Origin of the sequence: Blastomonas fulva (genome assembly GCF_003431825.1) — a bacterium.
Classification (GTDB): domain Bacteria; phylum Pseudomonadota; class Alphaproteobacteria; order Sphingomonadales; family Sphingomonadaceae; genus Blastomonas; species Blastomonas fulva.
This window is the reverse complement of the sequence record NZ_CP020083.1, coordinates 1,747,150-1,765,054: the sequence shown is the minus strand read 5'-3', so window position 1 is coordinate 1,765,054 and position 17,905 is coordinate 1,747,150. Positions and strand designations below refer to the sequence as shown.

The following is a 17,905-nucleotide window of genomic DNA, read 5'->3' as shown; positions in this document are numbered from 1 at the left end:
CTTCCCGGGCCTCGAGTGGCATCAGTAGGCGAAACGGACGCCGAACTTGAACGATCGCCCGATCACATCATACAGCACCGGATTGGTCACCCCGAAGCTGGAGGGGAGGTCGTTGGGCGGGTCCTGATTGAACAGGTTGTTGATCACGCCGAAGAGCTGCACCTTGGTGTTGCCGCGCTCGAACAGGTCGTACTGAACGTTGAAGTTCAGACGCCATTCCTCGTCGACCGAGTTGTCGCTGATGCTGTTGGCCAAAGTGGGGCTATAGCCCTGCTGGTGCGGCCCGATCTGGGTCGCGTTGTAGACACCCGACGAAATGTAGCGGATCTGCATGGCGGCGCTGATCGGCTTGGCCGAAAGACCAAGCGTCAGGCTGCCGGTGAAGGTGGGCAGACCCGACGGTTGCGAAACCGGGCCGCCGTTCATGCCCGCACGGTTCACCGACGTACCGGTGCCATCGATGGTGATCAGGTCGAGCACATAGGTACCCAGAGCCCGCACCGAGATCCCGACACCTGACAGTTCGGTGGTATAGCTGAACTCGGCATCGACACCGCGGGTCTTGAGCGAATTGAGGTTGAGGTTGACGTTGCGCACGCTGCTCAGGAGCCCGCCGGCATCGCGCGTGATCAGGTTGCACAACTCTGCTGCACCGGCCTGGCAGCGGTTGACGATGATCTGTCCGCCCAGCGTCGAGACCGCCCCGTCGAGCGAGATGTCGTAATAATCGACTGACAGGCTGACATTGCGCGCGGGACTGATGACCGCGCCGATGGTGAAGGTGTCGGCAACTTCAGGCACCAGATTGGGATTGCCGCCGAGCTGCACCGAGGTCAGGAAACTGCCCGAGTTGCGCGGATCGGTGAGAAACTGGAAACTGGTGCTGATTGGGGCGTTGAGCTCGAAGAAATTGGGCGCCCGGATATCGCGAGACCGGGTAGCCCGGATCCGCAGGCCTTCGGCTGGTTCCCACACCCCGCCGACCTTCCAGGAGGTGACCGAACCGCTGGTGGAGTAATCGGTGATGCGCACCGCTCCGTTGAGCGAAAGCGAATAGAAGAACGGGACATCGGCCAGCAGCGGTGCAGCCGCTTCAAGATAGGCTTCCTTGACCTTGATCGCTGGACCGGTGATCGCCTGGCCCGGGCTGGTGATGAAGCGCAGCGCGGTGGAGATCGGATCTGCCGTACCTTCGGCATCTTCGACGCGGTATTCAGCGCCGGCGGCGACCGAGAATGATCCACCCGGCAGTTCGAACAGGTCCCCCTGGACGTTGAGTGCGGCCACGTGCTGGGTCAGGCTGGTGCGCTGCGAAGCGGTGCCATAGGCATAGGCCACCGCTGCTTGGCTGAACCGGTTCTCGCCGAACAGATTAAGCGGGCGGCACCCTGCGACCAGAGGATTGGTCGGCTGGGTGAGGGTCGAGCGGCAGACGATGTTGCCGTTGGCGACGCCGGTCTGAAACAGGCCCTGATCGACTGCATCCACCGCACGGGCAAAATTGTCGGTGATCTGGGTATTGGTGGTGTCCTGCGAATAATTGGTGCGGCCATATTGATAATAGGCGTCCCATTTGAACGTGCTGCCGAAGCTGCCCGACAGGCCGACAACGCCGCGATAGGTTTCACGCTGAACATCTGCCACCGGCGGGCCGATATCGTTCGACACGCGACCGAACGAAAAGCTTGTCTGGTTGGCCGTCACCAGCCTGGCGCGCAGATCTGCGGGCAGGAAAGCATTGTCCCGCTGGATCGTGATGTTGCCGGTGTTGCGCGACGCTGCGCCCAGCGTTGCGGAGTTGACCTGGCCATAAGAGCCTTCGGCAAAAATCTGGAGATTGTCGCTGATGTCGAATTTGACGTGCCCGAAGCCGACGATCCGCTCGACCGGGGCCACCAGCGGGAAGTTGTTGTAGAAGCCGTTGACCGGATCGGCGCTGCCACCGGACTGGAAGATGCCGCCATTGGCAAAGGTCGGTCCGGTTCCGAAGAACGTGCCGTAGTCGTGCGCAAAGCTGCTGCCATCGGGGCGGAAAGTCGTTCCGCGCAGCACGCCGCTGGTGATCAAGCCGCCGAAGTTGGACGTCGACGTGCGGGTGTTAGGCAGCAGCACCTGCCGCGCCAGGCCGTTGGTCTGGGGGGTAGGGTTGGAGATCGTGTTGTAGCTGACTGAGCACCAGTCGCGGGTGTAGCAGTCGCCCACGCCCTTGTTGTCGGAATATTCGACGCCCAGCACGACATGGCCGCGCCCATCAGCGAACTGCGTGCCGCCCGCCAGCGTCGCGAAGAACTCCTCATTGTCGTTCTGCTGCGAAATTCCGTACTGCACGCTGCCGCGCAGCCCTTGCAGCTGGGTATCGATCAGGATGTTGACCACACCTGCAACCGCGTCGGACCCGTATGCAGCCGATGCACCACCGGTCACCACTTCCGTCCGGTTGATCAGGACGGTCGGGATCAGCGAAAGATCGACGGCACCGGCAGGCGAGAAGCCGCCGCCTGCGACGGTACCGGCGACAACGCGCCGGCCATCGATCAGCACAAGCGTGCGGCTGGCGCCCAGACCGCGAAGATCGGCAAGGTTGGCACCGGCATTGCTTGAGAAGATGCCCACCGTGGCGGGGGTCGATTGCGGACGAAAGGCCGGGATGGTGTTGAGCAGGTCGGCAATGTTCGATGACCCCTGCTGCTGCAGGTCCTGCTGCCCGATGACGGTGACGGGAGTAGGCGCGGTGAAACCGGTGGCCGCAATGCGCGAGCCGGTGACGATGATCTCGGTTGCAGGAGCCTCCTCAGGCTGCGACTCGACCGGCTGTGCATCCTGTGCATGTGCACTCGGTGCCCAGAGCAGCGCCGCACTTACTGCGGCCATGCTCGCTGTGCCAAAGGGGCGACGTTTCGGCCGTGTCATCATCCTGTATCTCCCTAGTCGCGGCGCGCCTTTGGCGGCGCGTCCTTCTCATTGATCTATCAACAATCAAATTGATAAGTCAACGATAATGCGGGTCGCGTCCCAATAATTTTTACGCGTGATGCGGAGCGCCAGGCTCCTGCGGAGACCCCGCTTTGCTCCCCGACTGGCAAGGGTTGCAGGCCGGTTTCGCAATGTCGGCGCTTCGGTGCTGAATGCCCTCGCCACAAATGGCGGGGTGACAGCGACGATTGGTGCGCTATGATAAGTCAAAGGTCGCCGGGAAAAGGCGGACGGATCACAAGCGGAAGATTGATGAGCAGACACGACCCAGGCTTAGAAGCTGATAATGGCAAAGCCAAAGCGATTGTGGAAGGCACAGCGTCGGCTGTCAGTTCCATCGAGGACCTCTCGGGCTGGAAGCTCAACAACCTCGATTATCCGACTTTCCGCATCACCCTGCTCGCCAAGATCATGGATCGGCTGACGATTCGCCAGTTTACCGACAAGGGTGATCTCACTTATGCCGAGTGGCGCGTGCTCTCTCGCCTTGGCACCTTGCCCGAAGGCGGCACGGTGGGTCATGTTGCTGAACTCGCCTGGGTCGATCGTGCCGAAGTCAGCCGGGCGGCGGCGGCGCTCGAGCTGCGTGGACTCACGTCTCGCCGCGAAAATGTTCAGGACCGCCGCAAGCCGATCCTGTTTCTGACCCCGGTCGGACGCAAGCTCTACTTCACTAATCTGGCAGAGCGCAGTGCCTTTCACGAAGCCCTTCTGGTCGACCTCACCGATGCCGAACGCGCGCTGCTCGACACGCTGCTGTTGCGCGTGGGCCAGCGCCTGCTCGACATTTTCCGGGACTCAACCCGCGCGCCCGATTGACATTGCGCAACTTTCCTTGAACAATCAAAGAAAAGCAGGCGAGCAGGCTGCAGTTGATTGGCAAGGAGAGCGTTATGTCGGAATGCGCATGGCCCAATGGCGTGCCGGCCATCATGCCGGCGGAGGATCGCGCCGAAATCACCGAGCTTTTCGCGCGCTATGCCTGGGGCATCGATCTTGCCGACGAGGAGCAGGTGCTGGACACATTTGCTGAAGATGGCGAATTCGATCATCTCTGGCAGGGAAAGGCCTCGGGCCATGAGGCGATAAGGGCACACCTGCACGGGCTGTGGTTCGACCGGCAGCATTGGTGGTTCGGCAGGCAGCACCTGTTCAACCATTTCATCATGGAGCCGCATCCCGAAGGCGCGCGGGTGCGCTGCTTTTTCCAGATCGTTCAGTGGAATGCCGATTATGGCACCAACTTCATCTTCGGCATCGGAACGCGAGATGACCGCCTCGTCAAGCGCGACGGCCGCTGGAAGTTCTTCCGGCTGTTCGTGAATGCGTGGACCAAGGCCGATCAGGTGCCCTGGAAAGCTAAACGGACGATGACGCCACGACCGATCAACAATGCCCCTGCGGCTGATTGCAGACCGTTCAGCGTTCAGTCGAAAGACCCGTGGTGAGACTCGCGGCGGCCAATCCGCGCCCCGGCACACTGCATCCCCTTGCCGATCGGCTCCTGAAAGCAAGGTCGCTTTCCCTTCGACCGGCTGGCGGCGTGGAAAGTGCCGCAGGCCCCGCCATCAAGCCGAACCTGCCGATGGAGGCAGCATGACAGACGTTCTTGACCGTATCCGCGCGCTGGGCACCGCCTTCAGCCTCGAACAGATACAGGGGTCGGCGGCGATATTCGCGCCTTTGCTGCCTGCATGCGACGAAACCATGGTCGAGCGCGATGTCACCTACGGGTCTGACCCGCGCCACCGGCTTGACCTGTTCGGCGCGCGCAAGCCCGGTATCGCACGACCGATCGTCGCGTTCGTGCACGGCGGCGGCTTTATCGGTGGCGACAAGGGCGCGGCAGGAGCACCGTTCTACAACAATGTCGGTGCATGGGCCGCGCGGCACGGATGGATCGGCTGCACGATCACCTACCGGCTGGCACCCGCGCATCCGTGGCCCGCGGGACGCGATGACGTGGCGTTGGCGATCGGCTGGTTGCGCGCCCATGCAGCCGACATCGGCGGCGATGCCGATCGTATCGTGCTTATCGGGCAGTCGGCTGGCGCGGCCCATGTCGCCGCTTTTGCAGCGACCGACGCCGCTACGGGCGCATTGGCAGGCGCTGCGATGCTGTCCGGGATCTACAATGTCGCAAACGCCGACCGCAATCCCTATCAATCGGCTTATTATGGCGACGATCCCACGCAGTTCGCCGCGCAGTCGAGCATCGAGGGGCTGGCCGCCACGCCGCTGCCCTGCCTGTACACCGTCGCGGAGTTCGACCCGCCCGATTTCCAGCGGCAGGCCGCCGCGATGATCTCACGGCGCGTGGCTGCGACCGGTGCCTGGCCCGAGTTTCATCGGCTCGCCGGGCAGAATCACATCACCCCGGTTCAGCAGATCGGGTCATCGGCCGATGCCGTCGGCCCGATCCTGGCCGGCTTTATCGACCAGGTGACGCGTCAATCGATCGTATAATAGCGGAACAGCGAATGGTCGGGCTCGTCCGCATCGGTCAGCTTGGGGCGGCGTTGGCCGACGCCGACGATCACCGTGCGGTTGAGCCAGTCATGCGGCCCTTCGGGCGCCCTGAAATAGGGCGTGCAGCGAAAATAGCGCGCGATGGCGGGCTCTTCATCGGGCGATTGGCCGTGCGCGCGCAGCGGCCCATGAACATAGCCCAGATTGCGGATGTAGATCAGCGCGCCGTCGTCGGTCTTGATCATGTAATGCGCGTTGAGTTCAACCACGCCGTCGGCGCGGACGACGGGCCAGTCGGCGCCGCTGTAATCGACCAGCATGCCGTTGAGCCGCGGACCGGTCACGGTGCTGCCTTCGCCGATCGACGTGTAGCCCTGCTGCGCGCCACCATAAATCGGCCCCAGCGACCAGCGTTTGTCGAAATTGATGCGGATGTCGAAGGCGTGGCTGTGGCGCAGCGCGAGCGCGGATTCGTCCATCAGGCTCTCCTTTTGTTGTTTGCCGGCACCCAGCATAAACTTGGGCTTGCGCAATTGATAAGACGCATTATCATGATTAATCAACAAATAAATGACGAGGCGAGGGCATGACCGAAACGTTCGAGCTGGCGATGCTTCCGGGCACGGATCCGGCGACCAATCCCTACAAGCCGCCCCTTCCCCCGCTCGGCGTGCACAGCGAAGTCGTCGACGGGATGCTGTTCGAACGCAACGTGCCGGTCAAGATGCGCGATGGCATCACCATCTATGTCGATCTGTTTCGCCCCGAAGGTGCGGCAGGCGAGCGAGATCTGCCGGTGCTGCTCGCCTGGAGCCCGTATGGCAAGCACGGCAAGGCGAACAATCTGTGGCCACCTGCCGGAATCGAAGACGGCTGGATCAGCCGCCATACCGCGTTCGAGGCGCCCGATCCGGTCTATTGGACCAAGGCAGGCTATGCCGTGTGCTATCCCGATCCGCGCGGCAGCTGGCTGTCGGAAGGCGAATTGCGCCACAACGGCCAGGGTGAAGGCGAAGATGTTTATGACCTGATCGAATGGCTGGGCAGGCAGGACTGGTCGAACGGCAAGGTCGGCATGACGGGCGTGTCCTATCTGGCCTGTATCCAGTATCTGGTCGGCCCGATGAAGCCCCCGCACCTCGCCGCCCTCAATCCGTGGGAGGGCTTTTCGGACTGGTATCGCGAGTTCTGCTATCACGGCGGAATGCGCGAGACCTGTTTTGTCGAACGTGCCGCGCGCAATCTGAACTGGTCGACGACGCGCACCGAAAACACCGCCGAGAACGCCCGGCTCCATCCGCTTCACGATGCCTATTGGCGCAGCAAGGAGGTGGACCTTTCGGCCATCGACTTGCCCGTTTTTGTGGTCGCCAGCTGGTCCGATCACGGGCTGCACACGCGCGGGACGCTGGAAGCGTACAAGGCCATATCCAGCGAGCAGAAGTGGCTGCTGGTCCACGGCCAGAAGAAATGGCGGCATTATTACACGCCCGAAAACGTCGTGCTGCAGCGGCAGTTCTTCGATCATTTCCTGAAAGGTCAGCCCGATACGATGGCCGGCTGGCCCAAGGTGCGTATCCAGGTGCGCACCCAAGGCAGCGAGGGGCAATGGCGAGACGAGAGCGAGTACCCGTTGGCGCGCACCGATTATCGCCCGCTCTATCTGAGTGCCGCCGACGGGGCGCTGGTCGATAACCTGCCCGCAGCCGTATCCCGCATGGAATATGATTCGAACGACCCTGCAGCCGCCGCAACATTCGTTCACACCTTCGCCGCCGCCACCGAACTCACCGGCCATTTCAAGCTGCGGTTGTGGGTGCAGTCCGACGATGCCGACGACATGGATCTGTTCATCGCACTCGACAAGCTCGACGCCAGCGGTGCGCGCGTTCCCTTCACATTTTACGCGCTGTATGACGATGGCCCGCTGGCGCTGGGCTGGCTGCGGGCATCGCACCGCGCCCTGGACGATGCACGGTCCACCCCCTGGCAGCCTGTCCATCGCCATGATGCCGAAGACCCGCTGCCGCGCGGCGAACCTGTACCGCTCGAGATCGAGATCTGGCCGACATCGGTGCGTTTCGATGCGGGCGAGTCGCTGCAGCTTTCCGTGAAGGGCAGCGATTTCTTCACCGAGGACCGCTACAATCTCGCCTTTGCGCGGCATGAGGATTTGCGCAACCATGGAACCCACAAGCTGCTGTCCGGCGGGCAGTATGACAGCCATCTGCTGGTGCCCAACATCGCGATTGGCGAGGGGACCCCGGCATGAGCGGCTTCGACTACGCCGAATACATCGAGGCGTTCAATCGCGGCGATGACGCTGCGCTGATCGATCGCTATTTCGTCGAGGATTTCAAGTTCATCGGCACAACCCGCGCGTACAGCAGCCGGGCGGAGTTTCTCGACTTCCTGCGCTGGGCGCATGACGGGGTGCGCGAGATCATCCGGCCGATCACGGTTCTGGAATCCGACGACAGTATCTTTGCCGAGATCGACATGGATTTCGTCGCCACTGCGCCGCGGCCCGATTTTCCGTTCGGCCCGCTGATGCCCGGCGACATCAAGACGGTGAAGTTCTTCGTGCTGTACGCACTGCGCGATGGCATGGTCACCCAGCTCAAATCGATGACCTGGCCGGCGGAGTATCACGTCAGCAAGGCCCCGATGCTGGGCAGCCACGCCGGGCAGCGCGCGGCGTTTCACGCTTATGCCACCGCGTTCAGCGGCGGCGACGGCGCGCGCTTTGGCAGCTATTACACCGACGATGTCGTGCTCGACCTGCCGTCTGAACCGCTGCTGGAGGGCCGCGCCGCGATTGTCGGCTTTTACACCGCGATGTTCGAACGGGTCCGCGAAACGCTCAGCATCAACCATCTGGTCGTCGATGATGGCGGGATTGCCGCCGACATCATCAGCACCTTCACCGCGCACGCCGACGCGCCGGACTTTCAGGTCATGCCGCTGCAGGCCGGACAGGCGGTCTCGGTGCGGGTGTTCGTCTATTACACACTTACCGCCGGACGCATCAGCCACATCAAGGTCGCCCGCGCCGGGCAGCCCGAGCTTCACCCTGCTTGAGAGGATCTCCATGACGCAAGCCCCCCACCCTTTTGCCCCACAGATGGAATATGCCTTTTCCATCGCCATCACGCTGACCAAGGCGCACTGGCTGCGCCCGACCACGATGGGCGCCACCCGCGCGGCAGTCTATGCCGCAGAAGGCACCGTCGAAGGCCCGAACATCAAGGGCAAGGTCGTGCCCATGAGCGGCGGCGACTGGCCGCTGCAGCGCCCCGACGGCGTCATCGATTTCGATGCGCGCTATCTGCTCGAAACCGATGACGGCACCCTGATCTACATGCAGAACCGCGGCTTCCGCTGGGCGTTCACCCCCGAAGTCGCCGAGCGCATGGCGCGCAACGAACCGGCCGATCCATCGGAATATTACATGCGCGTCAGCCCCAAGTTCGACGTCCCCGAAGGTCCGTACGACTGGATGGCCAAGCACGTGTTCGTCGGCGTCGCAGAGAAGATCCCCGGCGCCAACCGCATCCACTATTTCAAGGTTCTCTAGCCGCGCCGCGCAGACGATCGACCAGGCCGGACGGATCATCGATGGCGTTGCCGCGCCATGCGACATGTCCGTCTGGCCGAGCGATCAACAGGTTGTGTGTATACTCGGCGGGCACACGGTCAAGCGTTCGGTCGAAATGCAGCACCGACAGGGGCAGTCCGCACCGCGCGGCGGCCTCGATGATGGGGGCCGTGTCCATGGATCGATCGAAGACCAGCAGGCTGTAACCCGCCCCCAACAGGTCATAGAGCGGGCGGCCATCGGCAACGACAAAATGCGGCACCCGGCACCCCGGCACGGTCGACGGCACGTAATCGTGCATGGTGTAGGCCGGCTGCGCGTCACCGTCATAAGCGATGATCGGCGAGGCATCGTAAAAATAGCCGTAGTTCAGCCCGGCACAGGCGAATTGCTGGACATTGAGCCGATAGGCCGCCTCCCCCACCTGCGCGCGCGCAGCTTCGCCTTCAGGCGTATCGTCCTCGATCTCGGGCGGCAGCGTGGTACGCTCGCGGATCGCGCGTGCGGCGTGGCTCATGGCAAAGCGCGACACCTGCTCGGTGATCGGCTTGCGCTCGGCGACATAGGCATCGAGAATGTCGGGGCTGGCCCATCCCTGAATCACCGCGGCCAGCAGCCATGACAGGTCCATCGCATCGGCGATTCCGGCGTTCATGCCATAGCCTGCATACGGCACCCACAGATGCGCCGCATCGCCCGCGATGAAAATGCGGTCCTTGCGGAAGACATCGGCGACCAGCCTGCGGCCGATCCAGTCCTCATGCGCCACGATCTCGAGCGGGAAGTCGCAATCCACGCCCAAGATCGCGCGTATCCCGGCGTCGCGGTCGATCGAATCGAAGTCGGCCTCGTCGGGCAGCAGATAGTTGTGCACCAGCCAGCGACGGATGCCGTCGATCGCCAGCACGGTCCCTGCGCGTTCGGGATTGTAGTTGTAGCTCATCCACGCCGGGCCGCTGCCGAGTGCTCCAAGCAGCGCGGGGGAATCGATCAATGTCGACTGCACCCGCTGGATCACCGCATCGCCTTCGAGCTGGCCGCCGATCAATTTGCGCACCGTCGAGGTGCCGCCATCGCAACCGGCCATGTAGCGGGCCTGCACCGTGATCGTCCTGCCATCATCGAGGCTCTCGATGGTCGCGCTGACGCCGTCTGGGTCCTGCGTTGCCGATACAAAGCGGCAGTGCGACAGGATCGTGATGCGGGGATCTGCAGCGGCGCGCGCGAAAAGGATCGGTTCGAAATGGATCTGATTGACCCGGTGCGGCGGCTCGGGCGTGGGCCAGTCGGTGTCCGGTCCGCCCGTTGCCGTATATCGGTCTTGCCGGCTGGGAATGCGGATACGGGCCATCTCCTTGCCCGTCATCCGGGTACGAAAGACGATGTCGTTGGGAAAATCATCGGGCAGGCCGACCGCGCGCACCGCCCGCGAAAGCCCCAGCCGGCGGAATGTCTCCATCGTGCGCGATGCGATATGGTTGCATTTGACGCTGGGCAGCTGACCGGCGGGCCGCGCTTCTACCAGCGTCACCGTCACCCCGCGCGCCGCCAGGTCTATGGCCAGCAGCATGCCGACGGGACCGCCACCGATAACGAGAACGTCGCATGCCATAACCGAGTCTCCCTCAAACAAGTAAGACGTCTTACTTATTTGCAAGGGGAGGTCAAGCGTCGGTGATGGGCGTACGGATGCTGGTGTTGAAAGCGTCCACGAAATGTCCGAGCAGCCGCACGAACGCGGCCGCGTCGTCTTCGCTGAAAACGTCCAGCGCGCGGGCTTGCGACCGGCGCGAAGCCGTTTCTGCCTGCGCCCGGATCGCCTCGCCGGCGGGCGTAATCGTCAGCATCCTGCGGCGGCGATCGCCCGGATCTGTCTTGCGCTCGATGAACCCCCGCTCTTCGAGATTGGTGACCACCAGCCCGGTCGTCGAACGATCCAGGCCCAGGAGGCGCGCGAGACTGGCCTGGTCGATCGATATGCCGCCCTGCAATGCGATCAGCATGCCGAACTGGGTCGAGGTGATCGCCAGATCGTCGGTTTCCTCGGCAAACAGCGCGCTGGTGATCTGATGCGCGCGGCGGATCAAAAAGCCGGGGCGCCCGTAAAGGTCGGCGAGACTGCCGTTGTCCAATCGATCGTCAGGTTTCATGACGCAATCGCTATCACGTCGTGCTGCGATTGGCGAGCCGGGTGCAAGGGCGCCAGGCGCAACCGCTGCCTGTCAGACGCCGCCATTCTGCCCACCCGCGCGGCGGCCCAAGATTGACTTTGGCGGCCGTATGTTGAACAATCAATGAAATTGGGGAGTGGAATTTGATGTCTGCAATCGATGTTCGCGATCCCCGTTCAGCCGCCCCGCGATGAGGGCAGCAGCCACCAAGGAGAGAAACGATGGAAGTCCGCTTCCCTGATTTACCGCTCTACACCGGCTGGGGAAAGCCGTTGCGGACCGAATCCACCGTCGACGGGCTGGAGCTGATCGAAGGGACCGTGCCTGCCGAGCTGGACGGGACATGGTATCGCGCCGGTCCCGATCGCCAATATGCCCCGATGCTGGGCGACGACATCTTCATCGACGGTGAAGGCATGGCGCACATGATCCGGATCCGCGACGGCAGCGTGTCTTATCGCAGCCGCTGGGTGCGCAACGCCCGGTTCAACGCCCAGGCCGCAGCCGGCCGGTCGCTGTTCGGCAAATATCGCAACCGTTTCACCGACGATCCATCGGTCGAGGGGATCAGCGGTGGTACCGCCAATACCAATGTCATTTTTCACAACGGCCGATTGCTGGTGCTGAAAGAGGACGATCTGCCGTTCGAGGTCGACCCCGATACGCTCGACCCGATGGGCATTTACGCTTTCGATGGCAAGGTCCGCGCCACCTCGCTCAGCGCGCATCCCAAATGGTTTCCCGATGACGGCCGCCTGCTCACCTACAGCTATCAGGCCAAGGGCGACGGCAGCAACGACGTCGTGTTCTATGACATGGATGACCAGGGCAACATTCACGACGAGATCTGGTTCGAGATGCCATGGGCATCGATCTGCCACGATTTCGCGGTGACGCCCCATTACGCGATCTTTCCCTTCATGCCGCTGGTGACCACGCTGGACAATATCAAGCGCGGCACCACCTTCTACGAATGGCATCCCGACAAGCAGGTCGTCGTGGCATTGGTGAAGCGCGGCGGAAAGGCAGAGGATATCCGCTGGTTCCGTGGCCCCGCCGGATCGTTGTCGCACATGATGAATGCCTTCGAGGATGGCGACAAGGTTCATCTCGACGCCTGCTATTATGACGGGAACTGCTTCCCGTTCTTCCCCACGCCCGAAGGCAAGCATGTGGAGGGCTGCCCGCCGATCTTGTCACGCCTGACGTTCGACCTCAGCCGCAACGATGATGGCTTCGACCGGCGTCCGCTGATCAACACGCCCGGCGAGATGCCTCGCGCCGATGATCGCTATCAGGGCCAGGCGTGCGGAAAGGGCTATCTGATTGTCGGACGTCAGCCGGACGGATCGAGCGGCATCGGGTGCGTCGATCTGGCGACCGGCGAACTCACCCGCTGGGCGCCCGGAGCGCTCGCCTCGGTGCACGAGCCGCAATTTGTGCCCCGCTACAAGGGGTCTGCCGAAGGGGACGGCTGGCTGCTCGTCATCGTCAACCGACTGGATGCCGGCCACAGCGAGCTTGCGATCCTTGATGCGCAGGACATCACGCGCGGCCCGGTGGCGCGGCTGCATCTGCCGGTGCGGGTGCGCTCCACGTTCCACGGCACCTGGGTCGATGGCGAAAAACTGCGCGCGCACGCGCCTGGCGAGATGGCCGAAACAGTCTGACCTGACCGGCTGCGGCAGGCGGGACGAACCGCCTGCCGCATGGTTGCGCCGCTCGGTTCAGGCGACGGCAGGTTCGCCTGCAGCAGGTTCCTCGCGCATCGGACGAAGGTTCGCCACCAGCAGCGCGACGATCACGGGCGAGATCGCAATGATCGCAAGCGTGAACTGCAGCGAAAACGCCGATGCCAGGGCAAAACCGCCCAGCAGCGGGGCGATGATGCCCCCGATGCGCCCTGCTCCGCCCGCCCAGCCAATTCCGGTGGACCGGATGGCGGTGGGGTAGACCCGCGTCATCAGCATGTTGAGGCCAGCCTGCCCGCCCGACTGGCAGAAGCTCCAGCCCAGGAGAAGCGGGACGAAATACGGCGATTCGAACGGCACCGTGCCGATCAGCGTCAGCGATACTGCAATACCCAGATAATAGGCCGGGATCAGCCGGTTGGGCGGGAACCGGTCCATCAGGAACCCGATGGTTACCGTTCCCACCATGCCGCCGAGAAATCCGATCATCGAGACGATGGCAAAGCGTTGGATGCTGATGCCGGCCATCTCCTGGAAGAATGTCGGCAGCCAGGCGGCAAGCAGCGCAATGTTGCCCATGCTGAGCAGGCAGGCCAGCCAGACCAGGGTCGTCGTGCGCGCGCGCCCATCGCGAAACACATCGACGACGCGCGTCCTGCGGCCCTTGCCGGGCCGGTCAGGTGTGACGAAACGCTCCTCGCCGGTCAGTTGGAGATCGGGCTCGATCAAAGCGATGGTGCGCGCAATCCCCGGATCGCTGGCGTTGCGTTCCACCCGGAAGGTCAGCGATTCAGGCAGGAACAGCCCAAGCAGCGGAACCAGAGCCAGCGGCAGCAGCCCGCCGATCCAGAACGCGGCCTGCCAGCCATAGTCGGGAATGAGCAGCGCGGCTGCGGCCCCTGCCGCGCTGCCGGCGCTATAGCCTGCGATCGAGAGCGCGATGAAAGTCGATCGCCGCCGTTCCGGCGTGAATTCGGCAACGAGAGCCACGGCCCCGGGCAGGACAGCCGCCAGAAACAGTCCGGCCAGTCCGCGCAGGACGGCGAGGGCAACGATCGACGTCGCAAAGGTCGTCGCGACCGACAATATCCCGAAGATCGCGCAACACAGCATCAGCGACCGCTTGCGGCCGAACTTGTCAAACAGCGGGCTGACGAGAAACGCGCCAACCGCAAGCCCGATCTGTTGAAACAGGAACACCAGAGTCATGGCGGCAGGCGTAACCCCGAAGTCCGCAGCGATGGCCGGGGCGATCTTGCCCACGACGAAGATATCGAACCCGTCGATGAACATCACCACGGTCAGCATGGCCAGCACTCTGAAATGCACGGGCTTCAATTGCTGGCGGTCGATAAACTGTTGAACGTCAAAGGACTGCATGACCTTGCTCTCCCATCCGCGACTCTCTTGCCAGGCCGCTTGCAGCACCGTCGTAACCGTAGATTGGGTCGTTGACAAATCATCATATAACCCGGCCGATGCTGCACTTGACCGGTCCGGAAAAAATGATACGACGTCTTATCATATCTGGAGGGTGAGGCGTGGGCGATACCTATGACGTCGTGATTATCGGCGGCGGACCAGTGGGCCTCGGCCTTGCGGTGGAACTGGGCCAGGCCGGGATTTCGGTCCTGCTCGTCGAGCGCCACGCCACCCCGGTGCGGGTGCCCAAGGGGCAGAATCTCACGCAGCGCACCATGGAGCACTTTCAGGCGTGGGACGCCGAAGCTGCCCTGCGCAATGCGCGCACAATCCCCCGGGAATACGGCATCGGCGGGCTCACGGCTTATGGCACCCTGCTGGGGGAATATCGTTACGACTGGCTCGCCCGCGAACGGGTGCGTGAGTATTACCGGACGGACAACGAGAGGCTGCCACAATATTGCACCGAGCAGGTCTTGCGCGATCGGGTCACCGCCCTGCCCTCTGTCGTTACAGCGCTGGGCTGTACGGCGCAGGCCGTTTCGCAAGAGGAGGGCGGCGTAAGGATACGCTATCGGGATTCCGCTGGGACCGAACATGCGGCGACAGCGCAGTATCTGGTCGGCTGCGACGGAAGCAGGTCGTTGATCCGTCACGAGGCCCAAATCACCGAGACGCGGTCCGACCACGACCGGACCATGGCGCTGATCGTCTTTCGCTCCGATGGCCTCAACCAGCTGCTAGAGCGGTTTCCCGGCAAATCCTTCTACAATGTCCTCACCCCCGAGCTTGAGGGCTACTGGATGTTCCTTGGCCGGGTCGATCTTGACGGCAACTGGTTCTTCCATGCGCCGGTTCCGGACAGCGCGCGAACCGAGGCCTTCGATTTTGCTGGCTATCTTCACCGCGCGGTGGGGGCCGAGTTCGACGTGGCGATCGAATATACCGGCTTTTGGGATCTGCGCTTTGCGCAGGCCGACGCCTATCGGGCCGGCCGGATCTTCCTGGCCGGCGATGCGGCGCACAGCCATCCGCCTTATGGCGGCTATGGCATCAACACCGGGCTGGAAGATGCGCGCAATCTGGGCTGGAAGCTGGCCGCAGTTCTGCACGGCTGGGGCGGCGCGCATCTGCTCGACAGCTACCATGCCGAACGCCATCCGGTGTTTGAATCCACCGCGCGAGACTTCATCGAAAAGTCGATCCGCGAAGACAGCCGGTTTCTTGCCCGGTATTCGCCCGCCAGGGACCAATACGCCTTCGAGACGGAGTGGCGCAACCGAGGTACGGGTGCAAAGGCCGAAGTGGAGAGCTTTGCGCCGCATTATGCTGGTTCGCCGATCGTGTTCGGACCGGACGGCGCGGTTTGCAGCGCGGTCGGTGCGCACAGCTTTGCCGCGCGGCCCGGCCATCATCTCGCGCCAAGGGCCATGTCAAACGGCAGCGCCGCGCCGGATATCGCCCGGGCTGGATTGACGCTGCTCGCGCTTGACGCCGCGGCGGACGACGTGGCGGCCTTCGAGACCGCAGCAAACGCCCGTCGCGTCCCCTTGGCGGTGCTGCATGATACGTTCGACGATGGACGAGAGGCCTATGGCGCAAGGCTGGTGCTGGTACGACCCGACGGTTTCGTTGCCTGGGCGGGCGATCGGCTGGACACGTCCGCCAGCGCCATCATCGCACGCGTCACGGGTCAGGATGGTCTCGAAACCACGGCTGCCTGTGCGATCCGCTGCTAAATCGAGTAGAAATCGACGACGGTGGGGATGACATCGTTGAGCAGCAGGATTTTCTTGGCCGCGATGCGCCAGGCTCCATCGACACGCTGCAGGGCGTGCTGATAGCGCCCGAAGAACACATGGCTGCGATCGCTACGCCGGTCGTAGAGGTGGACGGTAAAGCACGACGAGATGTTGGCTTCGCTGCTGTCGGCGCGTTCGACCAGCACGTTGGTGATGGCGTGCACGACGCGCGAAGGTGGCGTGGAAGCCACGGACATTCCCGATCGGGCCCGCCAGACCCGGTCCTCGAGATTGCGGCGCCCGCGATAGTAGATCAGCGACAGTTCGCTTTCCGGGTCTTGCGTCGGGGTCGTCTCATCGCGCCACGCCGGCACCCAGAACACCGAGTCGGGCAGATACAGCTCGAGCCATTCTTCCCAGCGACTTTCATCGAGCAGCAAAGCCTCGGTATAGAGGAGTTCTTCCGCTTCTCGGCTGGACAAAGGGGCGTTCACGAGGCTGATCCCTCCAGCATGCGGCGAGCCCATTCGCGATAATAGCTGTGGTACAGCGTCTCGTCGCACAGCTGGGCGTCCGCGAGCACGCTGAACTGGGGTTCCATGCCCAATGGCTGGGAGAACAAATTGCCTCCCGGCCTGCTCGCCGTCATGCCGCGCGCATAGCCCTGCAGCCATGGCTCGACCCGGCTGGCAAAGCCGCGCTGACAGTTCTCGTAGCTCACCGTATCATCGGGCGTGGCCATGCCGCTGGGATTGAAGAAATCCTCGTACTGGCGGATGCGCTGGCGGCGTGCCTCGGCCGCCTCGCCCTTGGGAGCGATGCACCAGGTGCGCATTTCGGTCCTGCCGACCTCGACCGGTCGGATCACGCGCAGCTGGCTCGAGGCGTTCTCCGCGATCTGCAGATTGGGAAAGATCGTCAGGTTGCGCATGTTGAACATCCAGTCGCGCTTGGCCTCACCGTGCCGCTCTGCCAGCACCGTCGCCCGGTCATAAAGCGGCAGAGCGTCCGATATCTCAAACCTGCCCCAGTTGAGGACATGGCCGTACTGAAAGCTGTAGCTCCCACCCTGGATACCTTCGGCTTCGCCCGTCCAGTATTCGCTGCTTTCCCAGACCGAGCGCACCACGCTGGCATCGTTCTGTTCCTTGCGCTGTTCGAGCACGCGGATGTAGGACGGATGTGCTGAGGTGAAATGATAGGCATCGGAGCAGTTTTCCAGCTGCAGCTTCCAGTTCGCATCGTAGGTGAACGTCACCTCGCCGGGGACCAGCTCGACCCCCTCCTCGCTTTGATCGGCGATCAGATCAAGCAGGACTGCGGCCTCGCCCAGATGTTCGGTGAGCGATGGCACCGCGGCGTTCAGGCTGCCAAACAGAAATCCGCGATACTCCCCGAAAACGGGAAGCGCGGGAAGATCATGGCTTGATGCGTCGAAGCTGTCGGCATAGCAACCGGCCTTCCGCCACTTGATCGCCTTGTTCTGACCGGCACTGTCGAACGACCAGCTGTGATAGGGGCAGACGTGCAGACGGGCATTGCCGTGCAGCCTCTGGGCAACACGCGAGCCCTTGTGGGGACAACTGTTGACCAGCCCGTGGAGCTTTCCGTCGCCATCGCGGCTGACAAGAACCGGAACACGGCCGATTGTCGTGGTAAAATAATCATACGGCCCAGGCGCTTGGGCTGCCAGCCCGAGAAACACCCAGCCGCCTTCGAAGATGTGACGCATCTCGAGATCGAAAACATCGGGATCATCGAAAATCGCACGGCTGACGCGGAACACCCCATCATCCGGACGGTCATCGATGAGTTCGGCAAGCCGGCCTTTCAACATTG

The 17,905-nt window shown here is 63.0% G+C and carries 15 protein-coding genes; 8 read left to right on the top strand and 7 right to left on the bottom strand.

Translation table 11 applies throughout. The annotated features are described in order from the left end of the window. Nucleotides 1–21 precede the first annotated feature (21 nt). On the bottom strand, nucleotides 22–2,871 hold the full coding sequence (locus B5J99_RS08195) for a TonB-dependent receptor domain-containing protein (protein ID WP_054133751.1): 2,850 nt from the start codon (nucleotides 2,869–2,871) through the stop codon (nucleotides 22–24). A 408-nt stretch (nucleotides 2,872–3,279) separates the two neighbouring features. Here B5J99_RS08195 and B5J99_RS08190 point away from each other — a divergent pair, with 408 nt between their 5' ends. From B5J99_RS08190 to B5J99_RS08180, 3 genes are all read left to right on the top strand, one after another. Continuing rightward, nucleotides 3,280–3,792 (top strand): MarR family winged helix-turn-helix transcriptional regulator, encoded by a 513-nt coding sequence (locus B5J99_RS08190; protein ID WP_069051438.1) that lies wholly within the window; start codon nucleotides 3,280–3,282, stop codon nucleotides 3,790–3,792. 74 nt (nucleotides 3,793–3,866) lie between these two features. Beyond that, nucleotides 3,867–4,421, top strand: coding sequence for a nuclear transport factor 2 family protein (locus B5J99_RS08185; RefSeq protein WP_054133749.1), 555 nt, complete (start codon nucleotides 3,867–3,869; stop codon nucleotides 4,419–4,421). Nucleotides 4,422–4,569: 148 nt separating this feature from the next. Continuing rightward, complete coding sequence (locus B5J99_RS08180; RefSeq protein ID WP_162892511.1) at nucleotides 4,570–5,439, top strand: alpha/beta hydrolase; 870 nt, start codon at nucleotides 4,570–4,572, stop codon at nucleotides 5,437–5,439. Here the strand turns inward: B5J99_RS08180 and B5J99_RS08175 are convergent. Further along, nucleotides 5,424–5,921, bottom strand: a complete 498-nt coding sequence (locus tag B5J99_RS08175) for a DUF3237 domain-containing protein (protein WP_162892510.1) — start codon at nucleotides 5,919–5,921, stop codon at nucleotides 5,424–5,426. The genes B5J99_RS08180 and B5J99_RS08175 overlap by 16 nt on opposite strands. 107 nt (nucleotides 5,922–6,028) lie before the next feature. Here B5J99_RS08175 and B5J99_RS08170 point away from each other — a divergent pair, with 107 nt between their 5' ends. The 3 genes from B5J99_RS08170 to B5J99_RS08160 are packed head-to-tail and all read left to right on the top strand — an operon-like array spanning nucleotide 6,029 to nucleotide 9,019. Next, nucleotides 6,029–7,714 (top strand): CocE/NonD family hydrolase, encoded by a 1,686-nt coding sequence (locus B5J99_RS08170; RefSeq protein ID WP_117352124.1) that lies wholly within the window; start codon nucleotides 6,029–6,031, stop codon nucleotides 7,712–7,714. Next, a complete protein-coding gene (locus B5J99_RS08165; RefSeq protein WP_117352123.1) occupies nucleotides 7,711–8,523 on the top strand; it encodes a nuclear transport factor 2 family protein in 813 nt (270 codons plus the stop codon). Before B5J99_RS08170 ends, B5J99_RS08165 begins: the two co-directional genes overlap by 4 nt. Nucleotides 8,524–8,533: 10 nt before the next feature. Further along, entirely contained in the window at nucleotides 8,534–9,019 is a 486-nt protein-coding gene (locus B5J99_RS08160) for a DUF3237 family protein (protein WP_069051432.1), read from the top strand. On the opposite strand, the gene B5J99_RS08155 is transcribed toward B5J99_RS08160, so the two are convergent. Then, entirely contained in the window at nucleotides 9,006–10,652 is a 1,647-nt protein-coding gene (locus B5J99_RS08155) for an FAD-dependent oxidoreductase (RefSeq protein WP_117352122.1), read from the bottom strand. The genes B5J99_RS08160 and B5J99_RS08155 overlap by 14 nt on opposite strands. 52 nt (nucleotides 10,653–10,704) lie before the next feature. Next, nucleotides 10,705–11,190 carry a MarR family winged helix-turn-helix transcriptional regulator gene (locus B5J99_RS08150; RefSeq protein WP_069051430.1) on the bottom strand — a complete coding sequence of 162 codons (486 nt, stop codon included), beginning with the start codon at nucleotides 11,188–11,190 and terminating at the stop codon, nucleotides 10,705–10,707. Between the two features lie 242 nt (nucleotides 11,191–11,432). Here B5J99_RS08150 and B5J99_RS08145 point away from each other — a divergent pair, with 242 nt between their 5' ends. Continuing rightward, nucleotides 11,433–12,881 carry a carotenoid oxygenase family protein gene (locus B5J99_RS08145; protein WP_117352121.1) on the top strand — a complete coding sequence of 483 codons (1,449 nt, stop codon included), beginning with the start codon at nucleotides 11,433–11,435 and terminating at the stop codon, nucleotides 12,879–12,881. Between the two features lie 57 nt (nucleotides 12,882–12,938). On the opposite strand, the gene B5J99_RS08140 is transcribed toward B5J99_RS08145, so the two are convergent. After that, on the bottom strand, nucleotides 12,939–14,282 hold the full coding sequence (locus B5J99_RS08140; protein ID WP_117352120.1) for an MFS transporter: 1,344 nt from the start codon (nucleotides 14,280–14,282) through the stop codon (nucleotides 12,939–12,941). Between the two features lie 161 nt (nucleotides 14,283–14,443). Between B5J99_RS08140 and B5J99_RS08135 the strand changes: the two genes are divergently transcribed. Next, entirely contained in the window at nucleotides 14,444–16,063 is a 1,620-nt protein-coding gene (locus B5J99_RS08135) for an FAD-dependent monooxygenase (RefSeq protein ID WP_117352119.1), read from the top strand. Here B5J99_RS08135 and B5J99_RS08130 read toward each other — a convergent pair. Next, entirely contained in the window at nucleotides 16,060–16,560 is a 501-nt protein-coding gene (locus B5J99_RS08130) for an aromatic-ring-hydroxylating dioxygenase subunit beta (RefSeq protein WP_117353414.1), read from the bottom strand. The two genes, B5J99_RS08135 and B5J99_RS08130, sit on opposite strands and share 4 nt — an antisense overlap. Continuing rightward, nucleotides 16,557–17,903, bottom strand: a complete 1,347-nt coding sequence (locus B5J99_RS08125; RefSeq protein WP_162892508.1) for an aromatic ring-hydroxylating oxygenase subunit alpha — start codon at nucleotides 17,901–17,903, stop codon at nucleotides 16,557–16,559. The genes B5J99_RS08130 and B5J99_RS08125 overlap by 4 nt, the downstream gene beginning before the upstream one ends. Between the last annotated feature and the right edge of the window lie 2 nt (nucleotides 17,904–17,905).

Coding starts and splice junctions, on each gene's coding strand:
- B5J99_RS08195 (WP_054133751.1), bottom strand. CDS start 2,871: ATGGCCGCAGTAAGTGCGGCGCTGCTCTGGGCACCGAGTGCACATGCA.
- B5J99_RS08185 (WP_054133749.1), top strand. CDS start 3,867: ATGTCGGAATGCGCATGGCCCAATGGCGTGCCGGCCATCATGCCGGCG.
- B5J99_RS08180 (WP_162892511.1), top strand. CDS start 4,570: ATGACAGACGTTCTTGACCGTATCCGCGCGCTGGGCACCGCCTTCAGC.
- B5J99_RS08175 (WP_162892510.1), bottom strand. CDS start 5,921: ATGGACGAATCCGCGCTCGCGCTGCGCCACAGCCACGCCTTCGACATC.
- B5J99_RS08170 (WP_117352124.1), top strand. CDS start 6,029: ATGACCGAAACGTTCGAGCTGGCGATGCTTCCGGGCACGGATCCGGCG.
- B5J99_RS08165 (WP_117352123.1), top strand. CDS start 7,711: ATGAGCGGCTTCGACTACGCCGAATACATCGAGGCGTTCAATCGCGGC.
- B5J99_RS08160 (WP_069051432.1), top strand. CDS start 8,534: ATGACGCAAGCCCCCCACCCTTTTGCCCCACAGATGGAATATGCCTTT.
- B5J99_RS08155 (WP_117352122.1), bottom strand. CDS start 10,652: ATGGCATGCGACGTTCTCGTTATCGGTGGCGGTCCCGTCGGCATGCTG.
- B5J99_RS08150 (WP_069051430.1), bottom strand. CDS start 11,190: ATGAAACCTGACGATCGATTGGACAACGGCAGTCTCGCCGACCTTTAC.
- B5J99_RS08145 (WP_117352121.1), top strand. CDS start 11,433: ATGGAAGTCCGCTTCCCTGATTTACCGCTCTACACCGGCTGGGGAAAG.
- B5J99_RS08140 (WP_117352120.1), bottom strand. CDS start 14,282: ATGCAGTCCTTTGACGTTCAACAGTTTATCGACCGCCAGCAATTGAAG.
- B5J99_RS08125 (WP_162892508.1), bottom strand. CDS start 17,903: ATGTTGAAAGGCCGGCTTGCCGAACTCATCGATGACCGTCCGGATGAT.